This window comes from Rubrivivax soli (assembly GCF_049810355.1).
GTDB lineage: Bacteria > Pseudomonadota > Gammaproteobacteria > Burkholderiales > Burkholderiaceae_C > Rubrivivax.
Map to the genome: position 1 here is coordinate 5,349,316 of NZ_CP187368.1, position 24,248 is coordinate 5,373,563.

Annotated in this window: 28 protein-coding genes and 1 pseudogene; 4 read left to right on the forward strand and 25 right to left on the reverse strand. The window is 73.4% G+C overall.

Annotated elements, in window-relative coordinates; genetic code table 11:
- Window position 1: 1 nt before the first annotated feature.
- Window positions 2-952, reverse strand: a pseudogene (locus ACPOLB_RS24730) (hypothetical protein); the annotation flags it as partial.
- A gap of 200 nt (window positions 953-1,152) precedes the next feature.
- Between ACPOLB_RS24730 and ACPOLB_RS24735 the strand changes: the two are divergent.
- Window positions 1,153-2,016 carry a RibD family protein gene (locus tag ACPOLB_RS24735; protein ID WP_425258715.1) on the forward strand — a complete coding sequence of 288 codons (864 nt, stop codon included), beginning with the start codon at window positions 1,153-1,155 and terminating at the stop codon, window positions 2,014-2,016.
- A gap of 16 nt (window positions 2,017-2,032) precedes the next feature.
- Here ACPOLB_RS24735 and ACPOLB_RS24740 read toward each other — a convergent pair whose 3' ends face one another.
- From ACPOLB_RS24740 to ACPOLB_RS24755, 4 genes are read right to left on the reverse strand one after another with little or no spacing between them, the layout of a single operon-like run.
- The gene (locus ACPOLB_RS24740) at window positions 2,033-2,947 is read right to left on the reverse strand and encodes a class I SAM-dependent methyltransferase (RefSeq protein WP_425258716.1); all 915 of its coding nucleotides are present in this window, start codon (window positions 2,945-2,947) and stop codon (window positions 2,033-2,035) included.
- Entirely contained in the window at window positions 2,944-4,044 is a 1,101-nt protein-coding gene (locus ACPOLB_RS24745; protein WP_425258717.1) for a glycosyltransferase family 4 protein, read from the reverse strand. The genes ACPOLB_RS24740 and ACPOLB_RS24745 overlap by 4 nt, the downstream gene beginning before the upstream one ends.
- A complete protein-coding gene (locus ACPOLB_RS24750) occupies window positions 4,041-4,475 on the reverse strand; it encodes a 6-pyruvoyl trahydropterin synthase family protein (protein WP_425258718.1) in 435 nt (144 codons plus the stop codon). The genes ACPOLB_RS24745 and ACPOLB_RS24750 overlap by 4 nt, the downstream gene beginning before the upstream one ends.
- Before the next feature lie 42 nt (window positions 4,476-4,517).
- Window positions 4,518-5,531 (reverse strand): zinc-dependent alcohol dehydrogenase, encoded by a 1,014-nt coding sequence (locus ACPOLB_RS24755; protein ID WP_425258719.1) that lies wholly within the window; start codon window positions 5,529-5,531, stop codon window positions 4,518-4,520.
- A gap of 206 nt (window positions 5,532-5,737) precedes the next feature.
- On the opposite strand from ACPOLB_RS24755, the gene ACPOLB_RS24760 reads away from it, so the two are divergent.
- From ACPOLB_RS24760 to ACPOLB_RS24770, 3 genes are read left to right on the forward strand one after another with little or no spacing between them, the layout of a single operon-like run.
- Complete coding sequence (locus ACPOLB_RS24760) at window positions 5,738-6,466, forward strand: CDP-alcohol phosphatidyltransferase family protein (protein ID WP_425258720.1); 729 nt, start codon at window positions 5,738-5,740, stop codon at window positions 6,464-6,466.
- A gap of 2 nt (window positions 6,467-6,468) precedes the next feature.
- Window positions 6,469-7,119 carry a YceI family protein gene (locus tag ACPOLB_RS24765; protein ID WP_425258721.1) on the forward strand — a complete coding sequence of 217 codons (651 nt, stop codon included), beginning with the start codon at window positions 6,469-6,471 and terminating at the stop codon, window positions 7,117-7,119.
- Window positions 7,116-8,780 (forward strand): hypothetical protein, encoded by a 1,665-nt coding sequence (locus ACPOLB_RS24770; RefSeq protein ID WP_425258722.1) that lies wholly within the window; start codon window positions 7,116-7,118, stop codon window positions 8,778-8,780. Before ACPOLB_RS24765 ends, ACPOLB_RS24770 begins: the two co-directional genes overlap by 4 nt.
- Here the strand turns inward: ACPOLB_RS24770 and ACPOLB_RS24775 are convergent.
- The 20 genes from ACPOLB_RS24775 to ACPOLB_RS24870 form a co-directional block, all read right to left on the reverse strand.
- Window positions 8,763-9,560, reverse strand: coding sequence for an FkbM family methyltransferase (locus ACPOLB_RS24775; protein WP_425258724.1), 798 nt, complete (start codon window positions 9,558-9,560; stop codon window positions 8,763-8,765). The genes ACPOLB_RS24770 and ACPOLB_RS24775 overlap by 18 nt on opposite strands.
- A gap of 93 nt (window positions 9,561-9,653) precedes the next feature.
- Window positions 9,654-10,109 carry a molecular chaperone Tir gene (locus ACPOLB_RS24780; RefSeq protein ID WP_425258725.1) on the reverse strand — a complete coding sequence of 152 codons (456 nt, stop codon included), beginning with the start codon at window positions 10,107-10,109 and terminating at the stop codon, window positions 9,654-9,656.
- A 3-nt stretch (window positions 10,110-10,112) separates the two neighbouring features.
- Window positions 10,113-11,006: a hypothetical protein gene (locus ACPOLB_RS24785; RefSeq protein ID WP_425258726.1), complete on the reverse strand. Its 894-nt coding sequence runs from the start codon at window positions 11,004-11,006 to the stop codon at window positions 10,113-10,115.
- Window positions 11,003-11,263, reverse strand: coding sequence for a type III secretion system export apparatus subunit SctS (gene sctS / locus ACPOLB_RS24790; protein ID WP_425258727.1), 261 nt, complete (start codon window positions 11,261-11,263; stop codon window positions 11,003-11,005). The genes ACPOLB_RS24785 and sctS overlap by 4 nt, the downstream gene beginning before the upstream one ends.
- A 10-nt stretch (window positions 11,264-11,273) precedes the next feature.
- Window positions 11,274-11,936 (reverse strand): type III secretion system export apparatus subunit SctR, encoded by a 663-nt coding sequence (gene sctR / locus ACPOLB_RS24795; RefSeq protein ID WP_425258728.1) that lies wholly within the window; start codon window positions 11,934-11,936, stop codon window positions 11,274-11,276.
- Window positions 11,923-13,017 carry a type III secretion system cytoplasmic ring protein SctQ gene (sctQ, locus tag ACPOLB_RS24800; protein WP_425258729.1) on the reverse strand — a complete coding sequence of 365 codons (1,095 nt, stop codon included), beginning with the start codon at window positions 13,015-13,017 and terminating at the stop codon, window positions 11,923-11,925. The genes sctR and sctQ overlap by 14 nt, the downstream gene beginning before the upstream one ends.
- Before the next feature lie 15 nt (window positions 13,018-13,032).
- Window positions 13,033-13,809, reverse strand: coding sequence for a type III secretion system protein SctP (gene sctP / locus ACPOLB_RS24805; RefSeq protein ID WP_425258730.1), 777 nt, complete (start codon window positions 13,807-13,809; stop codon window positions 13,033-13,035).
- Between the two features lie 15 nt (window positions 13,810-13,824).
- Entirely contained in the window at window positions 13,825-15,879 is a 2,055-nt protein-coding gene (sctV, locus tag ACPOLB_RS24810) for a type III secretion system export apparatus subunit SctV (RefSeq protein ID WP_425258731.1), read from the reverse strand.
- Window positions 15,879-16,934, reverse strand: coding sequence for a type III secretion system export apparatus subunit SctU (gene sctU, locus ACPOLB_RS24815; protein WP_425258732.1), 1,056 nt, complete (start codon window positions 16,932-16,934; stop codon window positions 15,879-15,881). The genes sctV and sctU overlap by 1 nt, the downstream gene beginning before the upstream one ends.
- Window positions 16,935-17,054: 120 nt before the next feature.
- Window positions 17,055-17,360 (reverse strand): hypothetical protein, encoded by a 306-nt coding sequence (locus ACPOLB_RS24820; protein WP_425258733.1) that lies wholly within the window; start codon window positions 17,358-17,360, stop codon window positions 17,055-17,057.
- Window positions 17,361-17,453: 93 nt separating this feature from the next.
- Complete coding sequence (sctT, locus tag ACPOLB_RS24825) at window positions 17,454-18,302, reverse strand: type III secretion system export apparatus subunit SctT (protein ID WP_425258734.1); 849 nt, start codon at window positions 18,300-18,302, stop codon at window positions 17,454-17,456.
- Window positions 18,299-18,847, reverse strand: coding sequence for a hypothetical protein (locus ACPOLB_RS24830; RefSeq protein ID WP_425258735.1), 549 nt, complete (start codon window positions 18,845-18,847; stop codon window positions 18,299-18,301). Before ACPOLB_RS24830 ends, sctT begins: the two co-directional genes overlap by 4 nt.
- Complete coding sequence (gene sctN / locus ACPOLB_RS24835) at window positions 18,844-20,169, reverse strand: type III secretion system ATPase SctN (protein ID WP_425258736.1); 1,326 nt, start codon at window positions 20,167-20,169, stop codon at window positions 18,844-18,846. The genes ACPOLB_RS24830 and sctN overlap by 4 nt, the downstream gene beginning before the upstream one ends.
- Window positions 20,153-20,926: a type III secretion system stator protein SctL gene (sctL, locus tag ACPOLB_RS24840; protein ID WP_425258737.1), complete on the reverse strand. Its 774-nt coding sequence runs from the start codon at window positions 20,924-20,926 to the stop codon at window positions 20,153-20,155. The genes sctN and sctL overlap by 17 nt, the downstream gene beginning before the upstream one ends.
- Complete coding sequence (locus ACPOLB_RS24845; protein WP_425258738.1) at window positions 20,884-21,594, reverse strand: type III secretion protein HrpB4; 711 nt, start codon at window positions 21,592-21,594, stop codon at window positions 20,884-20,886. Before ACPOLB_RS24845 ends, sctL begins: the two co-directional genes overlap by 43 nt.
- A complete protein-coding gene (gene sctJ / locus ACPOLB_RS24850) occupies window positions 21,578-22,438 on the reverse strand; it encodes a type III secretion system inner membrane ring lipoprotein SctJ (RefSeq protein WP_425258739.1) in 861 nt (286 codons plus the stop codon). Before sctJ ends, ACPOLB_RS24845 begins: the two co-directional genes overlap by 17 nt.
- An 11-nt stretch (window positions 22,439-22,449) precedes the next feature.
- Window positions 22,450-22,854 carry a hypothetical protein gene (locus ACPOLB_RS24855; RefSeq protein ID WP_425258741.1) on the reverse strand — a complete coding sequence of 135 codons (405 nt, stop codon included), beginning with the start codon at window positions 22,852-22,854 and terminating at the stop codon, window positions 22,450-22,452.
- A 35-nt stretch (window positions 22,855-22,889) separates the two neighbouring features.
- Window positions 22,890-23,390: a hypothetical protein gene (locus ACPOLB_RS24860; protein ID WP_425258742.1), complete on the reverse strand. Its 501-nt coding sequence runs from the start codon at window positions 23,388-23,390 to the stop codon at window positions 22,890-22,892.
- Window positions 23,391-23,495: 105 nt separating this feature from the next.
- Window positions 23,496-23,876: a hypothetical protein gene (locus tag ACPOLB_RS24865; protein WP_425258743.1), complete on the reverse strand. Its 381-nt coding sequence runs from the start codon at window positions 23,874-23,876 to the stop codon at window positions 23,496-23,498.
- 91 nt (window positions 23,877-23,967) lie between these two features.
- Complete coding sequence (locus tag ACPOLB_RS24870) at window positions 23,968-24,246, reverse strand: hypothetical protein (protein WP_425258744.1); 279 nt, start codon at window positions 24,244-24,246, stop codon at window positions 23,968-23,970.
- Window positions 24,247-24,248: the final 2 nt, after the last annotated feature.

The following is a 24,248-nucleotide window of genomic DNA, read 5'->3' on the forward strand; positions in this document are numbered from 1 at the left end:
TGTCGAGCCCCGCGTCCTGCAGCCGGTAGGCGCGCAGCTTGTTCACGAGCCCGGTGCCGCGGCCTTCCTGCGCCAGGTACAGCAGCACGCCCCCGGTCTCGGCGAGCCGGGCCACCGCGCCCTGCAGCTGCGGGCCGCAGTCGCAGCGCAGGCTGTCGAGCAGGTCGCCGGTCAGGCAGGCCGAGTGCAGGCGCACCGGCACGGTGGTGCCGGGCGCGGGCTGGCCGATGACGATGGCCAGATGTTCGGCATCGCCGTCGACCTCGCGGAACACGGTCAGCGTGCAGTCCTCGCTGGCACCGATCGGCACCCGGGCGTCGCTGACCCGGCGCAGCGTGTCGGCGCGCATCGGCGCGGCCCGCGCCACGTCGGCGGCGTCCAGCTGCAGCACCTGGGACGCGGCCAGGGCCGGGCCGTGCGCGGCCGGCAGATCCAGCGTCAGCAGCGCCGGCAGCAGCCGCGTGCGCTTGGCCAGCGCCAGCGCGGCGCGGGCCGGCGCCGAGGCCGGGGCAGGTCCCGCAGCGAACGCCGCGGCGAGCGCCCCGGCGTGGGCATCCGCCCCGCCGCCAGGCAGCACGGCGCCCAGCCGCTGCAGTTGCTGCAGCGTCGATGTGGGCGGCAGTTCCAGCAGCTGCGGCTCCAGCACGTCGGCGCGCCCCAGTGCCTGCAGCCGTTCGGCGCTGAGCACCAGGCGCAGCGCGGCGCCGGTGCCCTGCAGGCGCTGCAGCAGGGCCTCGCTCAGCGTCTCGACGGCGGCGGCCAGCAGCCATCCGCCTGTGGCGGCGCCGGCGTCGGCGTCGCCAGCCGTGCCCAGTGCCACCGGGCGGCCGCGGCGGAGTTCGGTGCAGGCGCGGTCGACGCGGATGGCTGCGGCGCGGGCCGGGTCCGGATCCGGGGCGCCGGCCGCCTGCAGCAGTGCGGTGATGTCGGGCAGGTGCGCGTTCATCGTCATGCCGCGGCGGCTTGCAGTCGTCCAGCCTCGGCCGACGGGGGCAGGGAGCAGGTACAGGTCATCCGTGACAGGATACCGGCAGGTTGCCGGGCGGTCTGTGTGTGAGCCCTTTGCGCCCTGTTGCGTCCTGTTGCGCCCTGCCGCGCCGTCTGCGCCGCACGGCGCGCAGGGCCTGCTGCGGCGCTGCGATGATCCAGGCCATGCCCACCCCCGATCCACCGCTGCCCGACGATTGGCCCGCACTGTGGCAGCGCCTGCTGCACGCGCGGGCACAGGCCGCCGCGGCGCCGCCGCCGGACGGCACGCTCAGCGCGGCCAGCGCGGCGCTCCTGGCGGTCTACCAGCCGCTGCTGCAGGCGCGGCAGGCCATCGCCGGGTCGGCGCCGCACGGGCACCCGGGCACGTGGACGGTGGCGCAGCTGGGCCAGAGCCTGGACGGCTGCGTCGCCACCGCGGCCGGCGATTCGTACTACGTCACCGGCCCGCAAAGCCTGCTGCACCTGCACCGGCTGCGCGCGCTGTGCGACGCGGTGCTGGTCGGCGCCGGCACCGTGGCCGCCGACGACCCGCAGCTGACCACCCGCCGCGTGCCCGGCCCGAATCCGGTGCGCGTGGTGCTGGACCCCGCGGCGCGGCTCGACGGCCGCGCACGCCTGCTGCGCGACGCGGCGGCGCCGACGCTGTGGCTGTGCGATGCGCGCCATGCGGCGGCCGCGCGCGAGCGGCTGCAGGGCGGCGCGGCCGAAGTGGTGGCGGTGCCGGCGCTGCTCGATGCGGCCGACCCCGCGCGCGGCCCCGACCCCGCGCGCGTGCTGGCCACGCTGGCGGCGCGCGGGCTGCGGCTGGTGTTCGTGGAAGGCGGCGGCGTGACCGTGTCGCGCTTCCTGGCTGCCGGGGCGCTGGACCGGCTGCACCTGGTCATCGCCCCGGTGGTCATCGGTGACGGCCGGCGCGGCCTGCAGGGTGCCGGCCCGGCGCGCATGGCCGACTGCCTGCGGCCGCCGGCACAGCGGCTGGCGCTGGGCGACGACATGCTCTGGGACCTGGACTTGCGGCCGCGTTGACCGCAGGTCCGCGCGATCAGCGCGGCGGCAGCGCCAGCAGGTCGAGGTGGCCCACCCGCAGCGTGCTGCGCGGCGCCAGCGCCTGGCGCCGCGCGCGCCAGCCTTGCAGCGCCGCGGCGGCCGGCGGGTCCTGCTCGCAGGCGGCATGGGCGATGCCGTCGACCAGCGCACGCTGCAGCGCCAGCGCGGCACCGTCGATGCGGCTGTCGAGCCACCAGTCGCTGCGCGCCAGGTGCACGCGGTAGCCGGCGGCCTGCAGCAGGCGCTGCAGCGCCGGCACGGCATCTGCGCCCAGCGCCGGGCCGAAGCCCTTGTCGCGCCGCTGGTGCGCGGCAAAGCGTGCGCCGACCGCACCGTCGTCCGGGTCGCGCGGTGTCCACTGGTGGCGGCCGTCGACGCTCAGCGCCAGCAGCAGCGCCACCCGGCGCGCCGTGGCCGCCGCCGCCAGCCGTTGCAGCCAGTCGGCGCTGACCAGGTCGAGCAGCGCCGACGCGGTGACGAGGTGCGCGGCCTGCCAGGGCAGCGCCTCGAGCTGCTGTGCCAGGTCGAGCCGGCGGCGCAGCACCTGGGCGTCGAAACCCGGCGCCGCAAAGCGCAGCGGCTGGCCTGCGGCCACGCGCTGCGGAGCCCGGCCCTGGGCGGCGGCCAGCTGCCGTGGCCAGCGCCGCAGCAGCGCGGCGTCGTGGTCGACCACCAGCCACTGCTGCGCGCCGCCGAGCCGCGGTGCCAGCCAGCGCAGGTTGGCGCCGGTGCCGCAGGCCAGGTCCATCACGCGCCAGGGCGTGCCGGCCGGCGGGCGCAGCGCCGCCAGCCGGGATGCCAGCGCCAGCCGCGGCGCGGCGCTGTCGCGGGCACGGGCGTCGAAGGGCTCGCGCCGCCGCAGCCAGTCGGCGCTGAAGCCTGCTTCCGGGGCCCGGGTCGGCTGCGTCATGGCACGCTGTCCAGCACGGCGGAGAACCGGGCCGCCTGCGTCGGCCAGTCCGGCAGCTGCCGGCCGGCCGCGGCGGCGCCGGCCGCCAGGCGCGCGCGCAGCGCGGGATCGGCGATGCACCGCGCCAGCGCCGCCTGGAGCGCCGGCACGTCGCCGGGCGGCACCTGCCAGCCTGCGGCAGCGGGCAGCGTCTGCGCCAGCGCGCCGGCGCTGCTGGCCAGCACCGGCACGCCGGCGGCCAGCGCCTCGGCGACCACCATGCCGTAGCCCTCGTGCAGCGACGGCAGCACCAGCAGGTCGGCGGCCGCGTAGTGCGCCTGCAGCGTGGCCTCGTCGACCTCGCCGTGCCAGTGCACGCGGCCGGCGAGGGCGGTCGCGCGGGCCTGGGCCACCAGCGCGGCGGCCGTGGCAGGGTCGCGCGTCGGGCTGCCGACGGCGTGCAGTTCCCAGTCCGGACAGTCCGGTCCGGCCAGCCCGGCGAGCTCGGCCAATGCCTGCAGCAGCAGCGCGTGGCCCTTGCGCGGCGTCAGCGTCGCCACGCACAGCAGCCGCACCGGGCCGGGCCGGCGCGGGCCGGGTGGTGCCGACGGGCGTTCGGTGCCCGGCTCGACGACCGCGATGCGCTCCGGCGCCACGCCCAGCGCCGCCACGTCGCGCGCCGTGCGGGCGCTGGTGACGATGACCTGGCGTGCGTGCTGCAGCGCGCGGCCTTCGCGTGCATGCAGCTGCTGCCGCTGCGTGTCGTCGAGCCCGGTCTCCAGGTGCAGCGGGTGGTGCACCAGCGCCACCCAGCGCAGGCGTTCGGCCTGCGGCGCCACGACCGCGTCGAGCACGCCGAAGGCCAGCCCGTCGGCCACGACCAGCGTGCCGTCGGCCAGTGCGGCGGTCTGTGCCGCTGCCGCGGCCAGCGCCGCGGCGTCGGGCCACGGCCAGGTGCCGGCCAGGTGCCGCAGCTCGATGGCCCAGCCGGCATCGCGCAGCGCGGCCACCATCTGCCGGTCGTAGCGGTAGCCCCCGGTGGGCGTGGCCCAGTCGGCCGCGCTGCCGGGCGCCAGCAGGCAGGCGCTGCGGCGGCGGGCCGTGTCGACAGCCGTCACGCCATCGGTGCCGTCGGCAGCGGCCCCTCGTACGAGGCCCAGGCCACGTGCGACTCGTTCAGCGTCACGCGCAGTTGTGCCAGCCCGGCCTGGCCGGGGCCGGGCAGGGCGTGCGGGCCCAGCGCGCCGGCGGCGATGCGCGCGGCGATGCGGTCGAAGAGTTCGCGTGCCAGGAATTCGGTGGTGGTGTTGCGCCCGGCGAACTGCGGCAGCTCGTCGAGGTTGCGGAAGTTCAGCGCCGCCAGTTCCTCGTGCAGCACCTGCGTGGCCAGGCCGATGTCGACGACGATGCCGTCGGGGTCGAGCTCCTGGCGGCGCAGTTCCAGGTCGACGACGTACGTGGCGCCGTGCAGGCGCTGCGCGGGCCCGAAGACGTCGCCGCGGAAGCTGTGGGCGATCATGAAGTGGTCTCTGACGTTGACGGCGTACATCGTGGGTGGCGGGCAGTGGAGGGGTGGAGGGATCAGCCGGGTTCAGTCGGTTTCGGCCGGCGGGTGGTCGATGCGCTGGCACAGGACGTCTTCGGCGCCGGCCGGCGCGGCCAGCCGCGCCAGCACCTGCGGCAGCGTGTCGAACGGGGCGCTGTGCGTGACGAGGTGGTCGAGCACGGGGTCGTCCAGCAGCGACAGCGCCAGCGCCAGCCGGCGCCGGTGGCTCCAGCGCGCGCGCTGCGCCGGTGCCACGCTGCCCACCTGCGAGCTCTGCAGCCGCAGCCGGCGCGCGTGGAAGGCCTGGCCCAGCGGCACGGCGACCTCGCGGGTGCCGTACCAGCTGAGTTCCAGCACCGTGGCCTCGACGCCGGCCAGGCCCAGCGCCGTGGCCAGCCCGGCGGGCTGCCCGCTGGCATGCACCACCAGGTCGGCGTCGGGCGTGGCGGCGTCGGGCAGCGCGAAGCCGGCACCCAGCGCCGCGGCGACCTCGGCGCGCGCGGCCACGGTGTCGACCACCTGCACACGGCAGCCTGGCACGCGTGCCGCCAGCCAGGCCACCAGCAGCCCCAGTGCACCGCCGCCGACCACGGCGACGCGGTCGCCGACGCGCGGCGCGGCGTCCCACAGCGCGTTGATCGCGGTCTCGAGCAGCGCCGCCAGCACGGCCCGGCCCGGCGGCACGGTGTCGGGCAGCGGCAGCACGGCGTCGGCGGGCACCTGGAAGCGCGTCTGGTGCGGATGCAGGCAGAAGACGGTGCGGCCCTGCAGCGCCGCCGGGCCGTGCTCGACGGTGCCGACGCTGACGTAGCCGTACTTCACCGGCCCCGGAAACGTGCCTTGCTGGAAGGGCGCGCGCATGCGCTCGTATTCGCTGGGCGGCACCTCGCCGCGGAAGACCAGGCCCTCGGTGCCGCGGCTGATGCCGCTGTGCAGGCTGCGCACGCGCACCTGGCCCGCGGCCAGCGGCGGCAGCGTCTCGTCGCGCAGTTCGGCGCGGCCGGGTGCGACGACCCAGCAGGCGCGGGCCGGGGCGTCGGCGGTCGGGTGGTGTGGCAAGGCGGCTTGGAACGGCAGGGTGGGCGGCGGTGCGGCGGATGGGCGGGCCGGCGCGGAGTGCATGTCCTCCTGGCGCGCGGTGCAACTGCGGCGATGTTACGGTTCGGGCCATGAAGCCGTCGGCCCACCGTTCCTTGCCACCGCAGGCTGCGGGGCGGCGCCGCGTGCCGGCAGGAGGATCAGGTGCCACCGGCACAGCCCGTGTCGTGCCCGGGCTGCAGCGCAGCGCGGCGGTCGACCTGGCGCTGGCGGCCGGCGCGCTGCTGCTGCTGGCGCCGGCGCTGGCGCTCGGTGCCGGCCTCGGCGCCGACTACCCGGCCAAGGTGCTGGCGCTGTTCGGTGCCGGCGCAGCGCTGGTGCGGCGGGGGCTGGCCCGCGGCGCGCACCCGCACGCCCGTTTCGGCCCCGCCAACCGCGTGACGCTGCTGCGGCTGGCGTTGGGCGCGGCGCTGGCCGGGCTGCTCGGCGAGGCCGCGGCGGCCACGTCGCTGGCCTGGGGCGTGGTTGCCGTCGCGACGCTGGCGGCGCTGCTCGACGCCGTGGACGGCGCGCTGGCGCGCCGCAGCGGCCTGGCCAGCGACTTCGGCGCCCGCTTCGACATGGAGACCGACGCCGCCTTCACGCTGGTGCTGTGCGCGCTGGTGTGGCAGGCCGGCCAGGCCGGGCCCTGGGTGCTGGCGGCCGGCCTGATGCGCTATGCCTTCGTCGCCGCGGCGGCTGCCTGGCCCTGGCTCGCGGCACCGCTGCTGCCGAGCCGGCGCCGGCAGACGGTGTGCGTGGTGCAGATCACCGCCCTCATCGTGTGCCTGGCGCCGGTGCTGCCGCCGCCGCTGGCGGCGGCGCTGGCCGCGGCCAGCCTGGCGCTGCTTGGCTTGTCCTTCGCCGTCGACGTGCGCTGGCTGGCGCGCGCGCGGCACCGTTCACCGGAGACCTGACCATGCGCTTCATCGCATCGAACGCAGCATCGCCTGCACCGGGCCGCCGGGCCTGGCTGGCACGCGCCGGCAGCGCGGCCCTGGCCTGCGCTGCGGCGCTGTGGCCGGCGGCGGCCACGGCGCAGGCCGCCACCTACGAACTCGACCGCGACCACCTGACCGTGGCCTTCCTCGTCGACCACATCGGCTACGCCAAGATCCTGGGCATGTTCCGCGCCGCCAAGGGCAGCTACCGCTTCGACGAGGCCACGGCCACGCTGTCGCAGGTGCGCATCGAGGTCGACACCGCCAGCGTGTTCAGCAACCAGCGCAAGCGCGACGACCACCTGAAGGGTCCGGACTTCCTCAACAGCCGCGAGTTCCCGCGCATGGTGTTCACCGCCGACGGCGCGCGCCGCGTCGGCGAGCGCGGCTTCGAGATCGCCGGCCAGCTCGAGCTGCTGGGCCGCAAGCAGCCGCTGACACTGCAGGCCACCTGGAACAAGAGCGCCGAGTCGCCGCTGGGCGGCCCCGGCGGCAAGCCCTACGTGATGGGCGTGTCCGCGCGCGGCAGCTTCAAGCGCAGCGCCTACGGCATGAACTACGCGGTGGCCAACGGCTGGGTCGGCGACGAGGTGGCGCTGATCATCGAGTTCGAGGCCGTGCGGCAGTGACCGCGCCGCCGGCTGCATTGCGCCTGCTGCAGCTGGCACTGGCGTTCGCGCTGCTGAACGCGCTGCTGAGCTTCGAGAACCGCTGGCCCGGCTTCGGCGTGCACCTGATGCCGCGCCTGTCGTTCGAGCTGTGCCTGGCGGTGGCGGCGTTGGCAGCCTGGGTGGCCTGGCGCGGCGTGCCTTCCGCGCGCGCCGCCGGTGCGCTGTCGCTGGGTGTCGTGGTACTGGTGGCGGTGCGGTACGCCGACGTCACCGCGCCGGCGCTGCTGGGGCGCCCGGTCAACGTCTATTGGGACGGCCGCCACGGCCTGGAACTGCTGCGCGTGGCGGCCGCCTCGCAGCCGGGCTGGCGGGTGGCGGCGGCCGCGGCGGTCTTCGTCGGCGGGCTGCTGCTGCTGGTGCTGCTGGTGCGCCTGGCCGTCGGCATGCTGGTGCGCAGCCTGGGGGCACTGCCCGCCCGCCCGCTGCTGCTGTGCACCGCGACGCTGACGGCTGCGCTGAGCGCGAGCTGGCTGGCCTACGTGCCCGACCAGCGCGACACGCGCTGGTTCTTCTCGCTGCCGCTGATGCCCACGCTGGTGCAGCAGACGCTGCTGGTGGCGCGCGTGCTGCAGCCCGCGCGTGGCGACGCGGTGCTCGGTCCCGGCCCGGCCTTCGACGGCGACCTGTCCGCACTGGCCGGCCGGCATGGCCCGGCCGACGTGCTGCTGCTGTTCGCCGAGTCGTACGGCGCCGTCACGCTGGACGTGCCGGCACTGGCTGCGGCACTGGCCGCGCCGCGGGCGCAGCTCGCGCAGGCGATCGCCGCCGGCGGCCGCGGCGTGGTCTCGGCGCGGGTGCGTTCGCCCACCTTCGGCGGCGCGTCCTGGCTGGCGCATGCCAGCCTGCTCAGCGGCCTGCCCATCACCGACCCCGGCCACCACGACCTGCTGCTGGCCGGCACGCGGCCGACCCTGGTGCGCCACTTCGCGCAGCACGGCTACCGCACCGTGGGCTGGATGCCCGGCATCAAGCGGCCCTGGCCCGAAGGTGCGTTCTACGGCTATGCGCGCGTGGCCGACGACGCCGGCATCGGCTACGCAGGCCCGGACTTCGGCTACTGGCGCATTCCCGACCAGGCGGCGATGGCGCTGCTGCACGCCCAGGAACTCGACCGCGGCGCAGCGGTGCCCGATCGCGCGCCGCGGTTCGCCGTCTTCGCCACGGCGAGCACGCACGCGCCGTTCCATCCGCTGGCTCCCTTCGTGGCCGACTGGAGCCGGCTCACCGGAGCCGGCGCCTACGCGGCCGCGGACGCCGGCGCGGCACTGGCGGCGCCGCTGGCAGTGCAGCAGCCGCTGCCGAACTACGTGGACAGCATGCGCTACCAGTTCACCTGGCTCGCCGACTACCTGGGCCGGCATGCGCCGCGGCCGCTGGTGCTGGTGGTCATCGGCGACCACCAGCCGCCGGCGCTGGTCGCCGGCACCGGTGCCAGCTGGGACGTGCCTGTGCACGTGGTCAGCGACGACACCGCACTGCTGGCACGGTTGCAGGCGCAGGGTTTCGTCGACGGGCTGCTGCCGCCGGCCACGGCGCTGGGTCCGATGCATGCGCTGACGCGGCTGCTGCTGCAGGCCTTCTCGTCCGGCCCGCCGGCGGCTTCAGTCGCCGTGCGCTGAAGGCGGCACCAGCCAGGCGTGCACGTCGCCCGACGGCGCGTCGGCCGGCAGCGCGCGCAGCCAGTCGCGCAAGGCCTGCGCGGGCACGCCCTGCGGCTGCAGCAGGCGCAGACGCTCGCCCAGCGACACCGCGTAGCGGTAGCGGTCCGGGCCGTGCGCGGCCAGGTCGGCCAAGGCCTCGAGCCGGTCGATGCAGCCGAGCGCGACGTCGCGCACGGCGGGCAGGAACTCGAACGACAGCGCCGGCAGCACCTGCCGCAGCCCCATCAGCACCTCGAGCTCGTGGCCCTCGACGTCGATCTTCACGAAGTCGGGGCGGCCGTGGCGGGCGATCAGCGCCTGCAGCGTGTCCACCGGCACCACCGGTCCCGCCGCCCAGCGCACGCCGCGGAAGGATGCCGCGGCCCCGGCGCGCGCCACGAAGTCGGCCGACAGCGTGGACACGGTGGGCGTGCGCAGGCTCGCCAGCAGCTGCGCTTCGCCCGGGGTGCGGCCCAGTGCCAGCGGCAGCAGCGTGACCCCGTCGTCGCCGCCGAAACGGCGCTGCAGCAGGCGCACGAAGTCGGGCTGCGGCTCGATCGCCACGACGCGCGCGCCCAGCTGCCGGAACGCCGCGACACGGTTGCCGGCATGCGCGCCGACGTCGAAGGCCAGCCCGCCGGCCGGCACGAAGCGGCGGTAGAAGCGGCGCAGCTGCGCGCCGCGCCACGGGATGCCGCGGTACACCAGCAGCGAGCGCAGCAGGCCCAGGCGGCGGTCGATGCGCTCGCCGAGCGTCATGGGGGGCGGGGGTGGACGGGACAACGGTCGGGCCCGGGCAGGGCGGTCGATGGCAAGCCCGCATGATGCCGCCGGGCCGCGGCGGCTGCACTGCTACGCGCGGATCCACTCGTAGGCGCCGCTGGAGATGCCCTCGAGCATCTCGTCGGTGGCCTGGAAGATGGTGTCGCGCCAGTACAGGCCGTGCGCGGCATAGTGCGCCAGCGTGTCGACGAGCCAGCCCACGTCGATGTCGTTCACCCCCGGGATGCGCACGATCAGGATCGCCACGCCGCTGGAAGCGTCGATGCCCAGCTGCGCCTGGTCCTGCGCGTAGGTCGTGATGTTGGCCTCGAGCATGGCCGTGAACAGCCGCAACGTGCGGCCCGCGGTGGCGATGCCGAAGTCGAACAGCAGGTACAGCGCGTCGCTGTCGGATTCGGGGATCTCGAAGGAACACTCGAACCCCTGCACCTCGACCATGCGCGCGGCAACGATCGGGCCGGGGTCGGGCAGGCCGATCTCGGCGGCCACTGCCTCGAGCAGGCTGTCCAGCACCGCCTCGGCCATGGCTCAGCCCTGGTGCGTGCCGCGGCTGAGCGCGAGCCTGCGCTCCAGCATCGCGAGCCGGTCGATCGCCTGCGCGCGCTGCTGCGGCGTGCGCGGCTTGTCCAGGTTCAGCAGGAACACCGGCAGCCAGACGCAGGCTGCCGCGTGGCGCTCGGTCAGCGCGGCCCCGGTGGGGCCGCCGCTGTCGACCAGCGTCGCGCGCACGCTGCCGAGCGTGGCGGTGCCGCCCGACGTCCCCGGGCCCTGGCTGGCCAGCCACGCCTGGGCCGCGCGCAGCACGTACGCCGCCATCGCGTTGCTTTCCACCGGCGCACTGGCACCCCGGGCCATGCCGGACAGGTGGGCCGTCAGCGCCTCGGCCGGGTGCGGCGCACGCATCGCGGCCTGGATGCCGTCCGTCGCGCCGAGCAAGGGGGCCGACAGGTCGCCCAGCCGCAGGCGCTTGATCGCCGCGAACTTGCGATCCTGGCGTCCGCCCTGCTCGCCGCCACCGCCCGTGTCGGTCTGCGACGACGAGGATCCCGCACTCTGGCCGGCGTGGCGGCGGCGGGTCTCGAAGTCGTCGTCGGTGTCGATGCTGTCCGGGCTGTCGCCGGCGCTCGACGGTGGCGCGTCGGCAGCACTCGGCGCGTTGGGGGCGGGGCGCGGCCCCGGCGCGTTGCGCGGCGGCCTGGCGGGCTGCGTGGTGCGGGGCTGGTGGTTGCGTGGTGACTTGAACTGCGTGCCCTTGCGCTGCCCTTGCCCGTGCGCCGGGTTGTGCGGGTCGTCGTCACGGGGCTGCAGGGCGTTGGGCGCGGGCGAGCCGGCCCGCCCCTGTGCCTGCACGGCCGCCGCCGCCGCCACCGGCAGCGGAGCCGTGGGTGGCGGGACGATCGGCTGGACGGGCCCGAGCTTCATCCCGAAGCCCCCAGGATGGCCTGCTGCGCATAGGCCATCACCAGCGCGCTGGCCCAGGGCGCGGTGAAGAAGATCACCAGCGTCACCACCAGCAGCTTCAGCCCTTGCGAGAGCGTCTGGTCCTGCAGCGAGGTGATGGCCTGCACCAGCGATACCAGCAACCCCACCACCGCCGACACCGCGGTGATGGGCAGCGAGATCAGCAGCACCAGGGCCAGGCCCTGCGTGGTCATCTGGATGACGTCCTCGTAGTGCATGTCGGCGCCTTCAGCGGTAGGTGAGCACCAGGCCGTGCAGCAGCACCGACCAGCCGTCGAGCACCACGAACATCAGCAGCTTGAACGGGATCGAGACGTTGGTGGGGTTCACCTGCGACAGGCCCAGCGCCAGCAGCACGTTGGCCATGATCAGGTCGATGACCACGAAGGCCATGTAGAGCAGGAAGCCGATGCGGAAGGCCTCGGACAGCTCCGACAGCGTGAAGGCCGGGGCCAGCACGATGAAGTCGGTGTGCTTCAGCGCGGCGGCGCGCTCGGGCGGCCAGATCGACGCCGCCGAGCGCAGGAAGAACTGGCGCTCCTTCTCGTGCGCGTGCTTTTCCAGGAACTTGCGATACGGCTCCTTCGCGGCGTCGATGGCGTCGGCGAAGCGCTGCGGCGAGCTGCTGGTGTCGGGCTTGGTGCGCATGGCGTCCATGGCGTCCATGCCCACCGGCGCCATGATGTAGGCCGAGATGATCAGCGCGATGCCGTTGACGACCATGTTCGACGGCACCTGCTGCACGCCGATGGCGTTGCGCAGCAGGCCCAGCACCACCGTGACCTTCAGGAACGAGGTCAGCACCACCGCGACCAGCGGCACGACGCCGATCACGAAGGCGATCGTCGCCAGCGAGAAGGCGTCGAAGATGGCGACGCTAGGCGGCGGCATCGAAGAGCTCGAGGATGCGCGCGCCCAGCCGGTCGCCCACGCGTACCAGCTGCGCGCGGCCATGCACCTGGCCGCCGACGACGAGGTCCACGCAGATCTGCGTCGCGGGCACCGGCAGTTCCAGCACGTAGCCGGGCTGCATGGCGGCCAGCTCGCTCAGCGGCGTGCTCAGCACCTGCAGCTCGAAGTGCAGGTCGACCTCGAGGTCGGCCATGGGGTCGGCCCTGGGCGCGCGCTCCGATGGCGCGAACGCCGGAGCGTCGTGCTCCTGCGTGCCGGGCGCGATGAGGGTGTCGGTGTTCATGCGGAGGTCTCCTGTTGCCGTGATCTCGCGGCCCCGCGCCATGCAGGGCCAGCCCAGCGCACCGCGGCCCCGCCGGCCCACCACCAGCATGGCCGCGTCGATCGAATCCGGCGGGCCGCTCTGGCGGCCGAGCAGCACCACGTCACCGGCGCCCAGCGAGCGCAGCAGCCACAGCGGCATGCGGCGCGCACCGAGCACCGCGCACACCGGCAGCGGCAGCCGCGCCACGCCGTGCAGTTGCGGCGGTGCGCGCCGTACCGTGCTCTGGCCGGCCTGCGCCGGCCAGGCCGTGTCCAGGCAGCGCAGCTGGGCTTCGACGCGGTGGCGGCCGATGTGGCATTCGAAGCGCGTGCCATCGGGAGCGGGCTCGAAGCGCCCGGCGCGGCCGTGCAGGCTCACCGGGCGCAGGCCCAGCTCGCCCAGCCAGTCGAGCAGGCCGCCGATCGTGGCCCTGGCGCGTGCGCACAGGCAGGCCAGCTGCACGGCCGGCGACCAGGCGTCGGCAGCCATCACGGAGGCCGACACGGCATCGATGGCCCAGGGCAGCCGCAGCGCCAGTTCCACCGTCGGCCCGCGCAGCGTGATGCCGAAGGTCTTGCCTTCGTCGGCGGCGGGCACGGGCGCGGCGCTGTGCATGCGGACCAGCCGCAGACCCGGCACCCACTGGCACAGCAGGCGTTCGAGGTTGTCGCGGAACAGCAGGCGCGACAGCGCGGCATCGGACTCCGCGACGGATTCCAGCGATGCCGCCAGCGGCGCAACCATCGTGCTGTCCATGGTCCTTGGGCTCCATCAGGCATCGCTCAACACGATGTCCACCACCAGCGGGGGGGCCAGCTGCGTCTGCAACTGGTCCAGCAGCGAAGCGCTGTGCCGTGAGAGTAGGTCGCGCGTGTCGGGGCCGTCGCAGCTGAAGCGAAGCGAGAGCAGCTCACGCGAAAGCCGCAGCAGCAGGCTGGTGCGCCCCAGGCCCTGGCCGTGCAGCGGCAGCGTGAACTCCCAGGGGCCCGTCTCGCGCTTGGCGTCGCCGCTGCAGGTGTCCAGCACCAGGGCGGCCACCGCGTGCATCGCGGTGGCCTCCTGGACCGACCGCGCGATCGCCGCGATCGGCACCGCCGCCTCTGCGTCGCCTGCGGCCCGCTCGGCCAGGCTGGCCAGGCGCTGCCGCACCGGGCGGCCAGCCGCCGCCGCGTGTTGCGCCGCCGGTGGGGGCGGGCCGTCGGCGACGCTGCCGGCAGCGTCGCGCGTGGCGGCCTCGGGGCGGGCGCCCTCGCGCATGCCCTCATGCATGCCCTCGCGTGTGCCCTCGCGCATGCCCTCGCGTGTGCCCTCGGCGGCCCGGTTCTCGGCGGCACCGTCGGTGCCGCCAGCCAGCGCGGCCGCGAACGCGGCCACCGCGGCCGCCGGCGGCGCCGCCTCCACCGGCCTGGCCAGCGGCCTCCACGCCGCCTGCGGTGCCGGCCGCGGCAGCGGCACGGGGCGCCGTTCGTCGTTGCGGCGGACCAGGCCCGTGTGCACGTCGACGATCACGCGCACCCGTTCGAAGGGCAGGGGCTTGGTGCCGGCCATCGCGCTGGTCCGGCGTCAGATCACCGCGCGGCCCAGCGAACGCAGCTCCACGTGGCCGCCGAGTTCCTGGTACGAGTACACCTGCAGCCACGGCGCCTTGCGCTCGAGCATCTTGCGCACGTAGCGCCGGATGTCCATGGACGTGATGACCGCCCGGGCCGTCTGCGGTGTGCGGCCCGACAGCCGCAGCACCGACTCGCTGATCTGCTCGATGGTCTCGGGCGCCAGCGCCAGGAAGTTGCCCGCCGGGGTCTGCTTGATCGATTGCCGCACCGTCTGCTCCACGCCCTGGTCCAGCATCACCACCTCGAGCAGCCCGCTGCCGCCGGTGGCCCGGTGCGCGAGGAAGCGGCCCAGCTCGGTGCGCGCGTACTCGGTCAGCATCAGGGGATCCTTCTCCTTCGTGCCCCAGGCCACCAGGCTTTCGAGGATCGAGCGGATGTTGCGCACCGGCACCTGTTCCTCGAGCAGCCGGCGCAGCACCTCGGCGATCTTCAGCGGCGGCAGTGCCTTCACCGTCTCGGCCACCAGGTTCGGGTAGTCCTTGGCGGCCTTCTCCAGGATCCACTGCACCTCCTGCACGCCCATGAAGAGGTGGGCCTGGCGCTGCATCGAGGCGATGGCGTGGCGCGCCAGCGCCTCTTCGTGCGTCAGCACCGGCGCGTCGCCGATCTCGCGCCGCCGCGTGGTGGCGATCCACCAGGTCTGCTCCTGCCCGCAGGCCGCGCTGTGCGGCTCGCACAGCGCGCGTGTGCTCTCGTCGCCGTCCAGCAGCAGCAGCGCGTCGGGCTGCAGGCTGCCGCCGTCGGAGGGCACGTCGTAGACCTGGATGCGGTAGTCGGCGGGCGCGAGCTCGCGGCCGATCACCACGTCGATGCCGGGGAAGGGCAGGCCCAGCGTCTCCTGCAGCGTGTCGCGCTCGCGCGCGAAGGCGGTGTCGAGCGCAGGAACGTCGAGTGCCTGCGACAACTGCGGCGAGATCTGGATCGCCAGCGGGCTGGTGAACTCGCGCGGCTTGTGCTGGATCGTCGGCACCGCGGCCTTGCCGCCTTCGCGCATCAGCGCCGGCAGGGGCGACGACGCCGCCTCGGCTGCGCGCCGGGGGGTCTTCTTGGAACGGAAATAGGCCACCGCCACCATGCCCACCGACAGCACCACGAAGGGCGCCACCGGAAAGCCCGGAATCAGCCCGAAGCCCATCAGCAGCACGGCCGACAGGATCAGGGGCTGCGGATTGCTGGTCAGCTGCTCGCCGATCTCCTGCCCCACCGAGACCGACTTGCCCACGCGCCGCTCGTCGGCCACGCGCGTCACCAGCACGCCGGCGGCGATGCAGATCAGCAGCGAGGGAATCTGCGACACCATCGCGTCGCCGATGGACAGCACCGTGAAGCGCTCGGCCGCCTGGCCCGCGGTCATGTTCATGTACATCACGCCGATGGCGATGCCGCCTAGGATGTTGATGGCCGTGATCACGAGGCCGGCGATGGCGTCGCCCTTGACGAACTTCATGGCGCCGTCCATGCCGCCGTGCAGCGCGCTTTCCATGCCCAGCAGGTCGCGCCGCGCGCGCGCCGCCTCGCCGGTGATCATGCCGGCGCGCAGGTCGGCGTCGATGCTCATCTGCTTGCCCGGCAGCGCGTCCAGCGTGAACCGCGCGCCGACCTCGGCCACCCGCTCCGAGCCCTTGGCGATGACGATGAACTGGACGATCGTGATGATGATGAACACCACGAAGCCGACGACGATGTTGCCGCCGACCACCAGGTTGCCGAAGGCCTCGATCACGTGGCCGGCCTCGGCCGTGAGCAGGATGACCTTGGTCGACGCGATGTTCAGGGCCAGGCGGAACATGGTCGTGAACAGCAGCAGCGTCGGGAAGGTGGACAGCTCGACCACGCTGGGCACGTACATCACCACCATCAGCAGCAGCGCGCTGATCATCAGGTTCACCGCCAGCAGCGTGTCGATCACCATCAGCGGCACCGGCACGATGATCAGCGCCAGCACGGTGATGATGAGCACGCCGATGCCGACGTCGCCGCCGAAGCGCTTGGCCGTCTTCATCATCACGCGGGCTCCCCGCCGCGCAGCTGCTCGGCCCAGCGCAGCACGATGGCCACCGACTCCAGCAGCGGCTCGGGCACGGTCGAGCGCAGCGGGATCTTGTAGAGCGCGCGGGCCAGCTCCGGGTTGCCGATGATCGGCACGCCCTGCGCCTTGGCCGCCTCGCGGATCTGTGCCGCCTCGCCGTCGACGCCTCTGGCCACGATGAAGGGCAGCCCGCACTCCTCGGGCTCGTAGCGCAGCGCCACGGCGTAGTGGGTGGGGTTGACGACCACGGCGTTGGCCTGGGCCACCGCAGGCGCGGGGTCCGAGAAGGCGATCTCGCGGGCGATGGCCTTGCGCTCGCCCTTGATCTGCGGGTCGCCTTCGTCCTGCTTGTACTCGCGCTTGACTTCGTCCTTGGACATCTTCTGGTCCTTCAGGAACAGCAGGCGCTGGATCACGAAGTCGATGACGCCGAGCACGACGAAGAGCGCGGCGCACAGGGCGAAGAGGTGGATCAGCCCGTCCCAGGCGGCGATGCCGATGCTGACCGGCTGCCCGTAGCCGCTGTACACCAGCATGGGCATCAGCGAGCGGATCGACTCGTAGAGCACCCAGCCGATGAAGATGGCCTTGACCACCGACTTGAAGACCTCGAACAGCGTCTTCAGCGAGAACATGCGTTTCACGCCCGCCACCGGGTCGAGCTTGTCGAACTTGGGCGTGAGCGGTTCGAACGAGACGTTGAAGCCCACGTGCGCCAGCCCACCGACGACACCGCCGAGCATGGCGGCCAGCAGCACCGGCGCGCAGATCCACAGTGCATCCACGACCATCGCGTAGGTCAGCTGCAGCACCACGTCCACGGCCTGCTCGGAGTCCGGCGCGGCCACCGCCATGCCGGTCAGGATGATCTTGCGGATGCGCTCGTCGTCCGTCGACGCCATGAACACCAGCGTGGTCAGCGCGAAGGCGAACGCGAACGAGGCCGCCAGGTCCGCGCTCTGGGGCACCTGGCCCTTCTTGCGGGCCTCGTTGAGCTTCTTGTCTGTGGCGGGTTCGGTCTTTTCCGACACGGCAGGTCCTGTGGCCGCGGCGTGGTGCCGCGTCGAACCCGAGGATGCGCACGGGGCGCTGGGCGGGTGTCGGCGGGTGCGAAGCCGGGCGTGTCGGCGCGAAGCGGCGGCCGCCGCCGCTCAGGGCTTGCGGCCGGCTTCACCCTGGTCCTTCACCGGGTCCTTGACGTCCTGCCGGAAGGCGCGCATCGCGGTCGAGCGGAACTCCGCGCTCGCGCTCAGCGCCGAGTAGTAGGCGCTCACGGCCGCGAGCCGGTTCATCGTGTGCTCGGCCCGCAGCGCCACCGACAGGGCGCTGCGCAGTGCGTCGTCCAGGCCGCTGCCGGCGAAGACGGGTGCCGCCGTGGGCGTCGGCATGGCCATGGCCGGTGGTTCGGCCCGGGGCGCGCCCGGATCGACGGTGCTGAAGACGAGACTGCTCACCATGGTGGGCCGAGGCTACCGGCCCGGCCTGCGCCGCGTGCGCCGGCCTGCGAAGCAAGGGGTGCGCATGCGAAGCGGGCCGGCAAGCAGTCCGGGCTAGCGTTTCGGCGCCGGCTCGGCCGCTTGCGGCGACAACTGCTGCACCACGCCGCGCGGCACCAGGAACTGGCGCAGCGGCTCGAAGACCACGCTCACCATCACCAGCAGCATCAGCACCGCGACCACGCCCTTGATCGGCTGCGCCAGGCTGGCCGGCTCCAGCTTCTCGGCCGAACGCGACAGCAGGCCGATGCCCACGTCGATGAGCATCACCACGATCAGCACCGGCGCTGCCAGCTTCAGCATGTTGCTGAACACCGAGCCCATCTGCTGCTCCAGGAACACGGCGTACATGCCCTGCGCCGAGGGCATCATGTCGGCCAGCGGCCAGGCCTGGTACGACTCGAACATGGCCTGCGCGAAGAACAGGGCGCCGCCGATCGAGAAGAACACCGCGCCCGCCAGCTTGCCCAGCAGGTTCGAGACCGGCGTGGACTGCTCGCCGCTCATCGGGTTCTGCAGCTGCACGTTGTTGAAGCCCGCGGCGGTGTCGATGAGCGCGCCCACGTACTCCACCACCCAGAACACCGTGGACATCGCAAAGCCCAGCGCGAGGCCGAGGATCGCCTCCTTCAGCGCGATGAAGCCGATCTCGGCACCGCTCAGGCTGCTGAGCTCGTCCCACGGCCGGCCCATGGCCACGTAGAGCGCCAGGATCATCGCGATGCCCATGCGCGACATGTTGTTGATGATCTGCTCGGCCGTCACCGGCAGCACCAGCAGCACCACCACGAAGCGGATCATGTACAGCGCCACCGCGGAGGCGCTGACCTGCAGCGACTGCAGCATCTCGAACAGCACCAGCGCCACGAAGCGCACGTCGCCGCCGGTGGGCATGTCGGTCATGGCTGGGCCTCTGTTCCGGCCCCGGAGCCCGCGGTGTCGACGGCGCGGTCCTGGATCATGCGGCTGATGGCCGCCTCTTCGGCCTCTTCGTCCTGCTGGTCGTCCTCATCGCGCTGGCGCTGGGTGCGCAGCGCCGTGATGTCGTCCTTCAGCCTGTCCACCTTCTGCCGGTTGCGCGCCAGGTCGCCGCGGCGCTCGCGCACGGCCTGCGTGCACTGCGTCACCACGGCGCCACAGCGTTCCACGTCCTGCTGCTGCAGCGCGACCTTGCCCTTCATGGTCTCGGCCACGTGCTCGCGCAGCATCAGGGTGTTGATGTCGAAGGTGCAGCCGGCGTCGGTCAGCGACAGCAGCTTGGCCCGCTCGCCCGCCTCGGCGGCCAGCACGTCCACCAGTGCCTGCTGCGCGGCCTGCTCCACGCTGCGGGCCTCGGCCTGCTGCTCGAGCGCGGCGTCCACCGCCTCTTCCAGCGTGCGGCCGCGGCGTTCGCGCACGCCCACCAGCACCTTGAGGGCACGGGTGCGGTTGCCGCCGGCACTGCTCACGACGCCACCAGGCGGTTCAGTTCGGCCAGTGTCTGGTCGAAGCCGTTGAGCGTGTCGGTGCGCTGGTTCAGGAAGGCCTTGATCGCGTCGATCTTGGCCACGGCTTCGTCGGCCTCGGCGTCGTTGCCCTTGGCGTACTCGCCCACCTGCAGCAGCGTCTCGACCTCGTCGTACTTGGCCATCAGCTTGCGCAGGCGCCCGGCGGCCTGGGCGTGCCGGGCGGGCACCACCTGCGTCATCACGCGGCTCAGGCTGCCCAGCACGTCGATCGCCGGGTACTGGTTCTTCGCGGCGATGCGGCGCGACAGGATCATGTGGCCGTCGAGGATGCCGCGCACCTCCTCGGCGATCGGGTCGCCGCCGGTCTCGTCTTCGGCCAGCACGGTGTACAGCGCCGTGATCGAGCCGCGCGCGCCCATGCCGGCGCGTTCCAGCAGGCGCGGGATCTCGGCGAACACCGATGGCGGGAACCCGCGCCGCGCCGGCGGTTCGCCGCGCGCCAGGCCGATCTCCCGCAGCGCACGCGCGAAGCGGGTGAGCGAGTCCATCATCAGCAGCACCTTCTGGTCGCGGTCGCGGAAGTACTCGGCCACCGCGGTGGCCAGGTAGGCGGCCTTGGCGCGCTCGATCGAGGAGCGGTCCGACGTGGCGCAGATCACCACCGAGCGCCGCATGCCTTCCTCGCCGAGGATCATCTCGATGAACTCGCGCACCTCGCGGCCGCGTTCGCCGATCAGCGCGATGACGTTGACGTCGCACTTCGTGCCGCGCGCGAGCATGCCCATCAGCGTGCTCTTGCCGACGCCGGCCGGTGCGAAGATGCCCATGCGCTGGCCTTCGCCCAGCGTCATGAGGCCGTCGATGGTCTTCACGCCGGTGGGCATGCTGTGTTCGATGACACGGCGCGACATGGGGTCGGGCGGGTCGCGGAACACCGGGCGCTCCTCGCGGCACAGCAGTTCGCCCTTGCCGTCGGTGGGCTCGCCCAGGCCGCTGAGCACGCGGCCGAGCAGGCCGTTGCCCACCGGCACCGACAGCGGCCGCCCGGTGCCGAACACGCGCGTGTCGGTGGAGATGCCGGTGAGCTGGTCGAAGGGCGAGAGGATCGCCGTGCTGCGCGAGATGCCCACCACCTCGGCCTTCTGCAGCACCGCACCCGAGCGGTCGCGCAGCTCGCAGAGCTCGCCGAGCTTGACGTTCATGCCGCTGACGCGGATCAGCGTGCCCAGCACCTCGAAGACCTTGCCGGTGGCCGGCAGCGGCGGGTCGTCCAGCAGCGCCTGTCGCAGCGCGCGCGTGAACTGGTCAAGGTCCAGGTGCATGGGCCTGCCCCTGTGCGCCGGTGTCGTCGTCGCCCATGGCGTGCCGCGGCGGCGTGGCGGTCGCGGCCGCGGTGTCGTCCATGTGGCTCATCGCCGCGCGCGCGGCCTTGCTGATGGCCTTCTTCACGGCCTGGATCTGCAGCCCGAGGCTGGCGTCGATGACGCCGTAGTCGGACTCGAGCACGCAGCCGCCCGACAGCAGCCGGCTGTCGACCTTCACTTCCAGCGGCACGGCAATGCCGATCTCCTCGGCCAGCTGCCCCACCACCGAGCGCGCGTACTCGGCGTCGTCGGCGCCGATGTGCAGCACCAGCGTCTTCGAGTCGCTCGCCAGGTGGCGCACGGTGCGCAGGGCGCGCCGGTACAGGCCGTCCTTGTCCTCGACCTCGATCACGCGCTGCGTGGCCAGGCTCACCAGCTCGGCCAGCCGGTCGGAGGCGCGCTGGATGCTGCGCTGTGCGTCGAAGGCCTTCTCGGCCATCTCGTGGGCCCAGCGCTCGGCGGCGTCGCGCAGGCCTTCCTCGCGGGCCTCGGCGCGGATGCGCCCGCACTCGCCCAGCGCCTGCGTGATGCGCAGCTCGGCCTGGCGCAGGGCCTCGGCCACGATCGCCGAAGCTTCCTCGCCTGCCTGCAGCAGGTGTTGCGCCGCCATCGCGTTGACCTCGCAGGCCTGCACGAGGTCGGCGAAGTCCGCGCCGCGGACCACGCCGTCGCTCACGCCGATGTCAAGGTCGCCGGTTCTGAGCCAAAAAGCCATGCGTGCTCCGGAAACAAGGTGTGCAATGCGGCTGCGAAGGCGGCGTGTTCCGCCGCGTAAGCGTGTTCGGGCGCCGCGACCGGCGTGGAGGCGGGGGGGCGGACCGGCGACGGGGGCGGTGGCAGCATCAGCTCGATCAGCCTGCGCGAACGCGCGTCGCGCCAGCGCAGCGCCTGGTCGAGCAGGGTCCAGCCGCGCGCCTGCACGGCTGGCGCGTCGTCGCCCGGCAGTGCTGCGGCCGGTGCCGCGGCGTCGCGCCTGGCCTGCGGCACGGCCATCAGGGCCTCGAAGCTGCTGTCGCCCACCAGTGCGCGCGCGCGGCGCCGCGCACCCGCATCGACACTGCGCGCCAGCGCGCCGCGCACCGCGAACAGCGCCCGCGCCGCGCACAGCCGTGCCAGCTGGCCGGGCGGCAGCAGCCATGCGATCTCGAGCGCGTGCTGGGCGGCCGACAGGTCGGGCCAGCGCAGGTCGAAGCGCGCCAGCAGCGCGGTGTTCAGCAGCCCCGGGCCGCCGGCGGCCAGCAGTGCCGGGTCGGCGCCCACGGCGTCGATCCACCCCGGGTGCAGGTGCCGCGGCAGGTCGTGCAGCACCTGCCCTGCCTGCTCGGCGAGGCGGCAGGCACGCACGGCGCGGTCGGCGTCGCCGCAGTCAACGGGCGGGGCCATCGGCGGGGACCACTTCGCTGCTGGTCGACACCGGCACGCCACCCTGGCGCCAGCGCGCCGGCCGCCAGCCCTTCTTGAGCGCCAGCGCGCCCACGGCCGCCAGCACCAGCAGGGCCAGCAGGCCGGCACCCAGCTGCACCGCCAGCCCGGGCCGGCCCGCCTCGGCCGGATCGACGGCTTGCGCGCGCGACGGCGTGGTGTCGTTGACCGACGAGCTGACGGCGGCCACCGGCGTCACCGTGACCTGGTTGTATTCGAGCCCCTCGACGGCATGCACCACCAGGTTCTTGATGGCAGGCACCAGGGCCTGGATCTCGGTGCCGCGACGCACCTTCACGAACACCGACGCGCTGGAAGGCTTGGTGACCGTGGCCAGCGGGTCGTTGTTCGGCAGCACGATGTGCACGCGCGCCACGATCACGCCGTCGATCTTGCTCAGCGTCTCGGACAGGCTCTGCTCGATGCCGTAGAGAAAGCGCACGCGTTCTTCCGTGGGCGACGAGATCAGGCCTTCCTTCTTGAACAGGTCGCCCAGCGTGGCGCGGCGCTCGCGCGGCAGCGCGTTGTCGCGCAGCACGTCGATGGCACGCACCATCTGCGTTTCCTCGACGCTGATGGACCAGGTCTTGCCGGCGTCGGGCGTGTGCTTGCGCGCGTCGATGCCCGCGGCCAGGAGCGTGCCGAGCATCTCGTTGGCGTCGGTCTCGGTGGCCTTGGTGTGCAGGTCGACCTGGCAGCCGGCCAGGGCCGCCAGCGCCGCGACGAGCCACGCCAGCAGCACGCAGCGCAGGGCACGCCGGCAGGCCCGGCGCCCGGCAGGGGCAGGGGCAGGGGCGAGGAACATGGCCACGCCGCCTACTGGTTCTTCATCAGCGCGCTGACGCTGCTCTTGCTGGAGCCCAGCACCTGGAAGTAGGCCGCCTGCGTCATCGACATCATGCCCAGCTGCACCGTGCTCTGCATCTGCATCACCTGCAGGTCGGCCAGGCTCATCTCGCCGGACTTGACGGAGGCGACGCGGTCGATGATCTCGGCGTGGTGGCGGATGTGGTCGTCGACCTTGGCCACCGCGGCCGCCGGCACCAGCGCCGCATTCGCGTCGCCGCCTTCGGCAGCGGGCGTGCGGGCCATCAGCGCCTGGAACTTGCTCACCAGCTCCGGGGGTGCCGACGGCGGCGTGCCGGGGCTGAAAGGCGCGTCGAGCGACGGGCCGACCTCCGAGGCGGGACGCACGGCGCTGACGAAGCTGTTGGTGTCCATGGCGGGGTGTCCTGTGGAGGAAGGGTGTTGGAAGTTCAGGCGCGCATGAAGCTGCCGTGCGCGGCGAAGTCGAAAGACCCGGCCGGTGCGTCGTCGGCGCTCTCGGTCGGGCTGTCGGTTGCGCCGGACGCGGCGCCTTGCTGGCCCTTCTTCTTGCCGAAGGTGCCGTCGAGCAGCGAACGCGCCAGCTGCTTGCTCTCGGCGCTGGCCGTCGCCGAGTCGACGAGGCGGTCGCACACCGCGCGCCACGTGGGCTCGCCGCCGGCATACCGCAGCACGGCCAGCAGGGGCTGGAACTCCTCCGCGTCGGGGTAGAGCTCGCTCAGCTCGTTGCAGCGCCGCAGTGCTTCGCGCAGGTCGCCGCGCTGGCTGCGCGTCCACACGTGCAGCAGGCCCACGGTGCGCGGCGCGATGCGCACCATGTCCAGGAAGACCAGCATCGACTCGGCCTCGTCGAGGAAGTTCTCGTCGATGCACACACCCGCGACGTACTTGATCGCGATGTGCATCGGGTCGTGGCGTTCTTGCGTTTCCATGCGCAAAGCTCCGGGATGGGGATGGGATGCGCGGGCATTGCGCCCGCGCTGGGCAGCGGCCGGCAGGGCTTGAGCACCCCGCGGCCATTGCCCTGGCGGCGCGCATTACGGCTTGTGGCCGGCTTCGCCCTGGTCCTTGACGGTGTCCTTCGCGTCCTTGATGAAGTCGCGCAGCACCTGCATCATCATCGAGCGCACGAGGCCGGCGACCTGGTTGGCCGCCGAGGCCATGGCCAGCTTGTTCTGCACGTCGTTGGCCTTGGCCATGATGGCCTCGGCCGACATGGCACCCGCGTCCATCCCCATCCCGACGGAACCGCCCACCATGGCCGCGCCGCCGGCGGAAGCCGCGATCGAGGCCGCGGTGGCCGCGGAGGTGGCCAGGCCGGTGGCCGCGGCGCCGCCCAGGGCGGCTGCCCCGCCGCTGGTTGCCGACGGCACGTACGGGGCGTTGTTGTGGTTGCTGATCGTTCCCGAGGTTGGCATTTCGTTTCTCCAGAAAAAACAGAGCGAGTTGATCCGGCCCGTGCCGGCTGTCCGCGGTCGCTCGTTCCGCAGAAGGGGTGTGTGAGGTGGTTCAGCCCGCGGCCAGCGCAGTGCCGAAGCGGCGCTGCCAGAGCTGCGTCACCACGCTGTGGGCGGCGTCGAGTGCTTCGAGCTCGCAGCGCAGCGCGGCCATGTCCTGGCCCGGCTGGCCGCCCGTGTGGATCTCGTTCTCGATGGCGCTGCGCCGCTGCGCAAAGCACTCGAGGGCGAAGCGCGCATTGCTTTCCACCTGGCGCTGGTCGCCCGGAAAGGCCGGCAGCCGGCCGCAGAAGGCAAGCAGGCGTTCGGCAGCGGTGTCGTCGAGGTTCATGA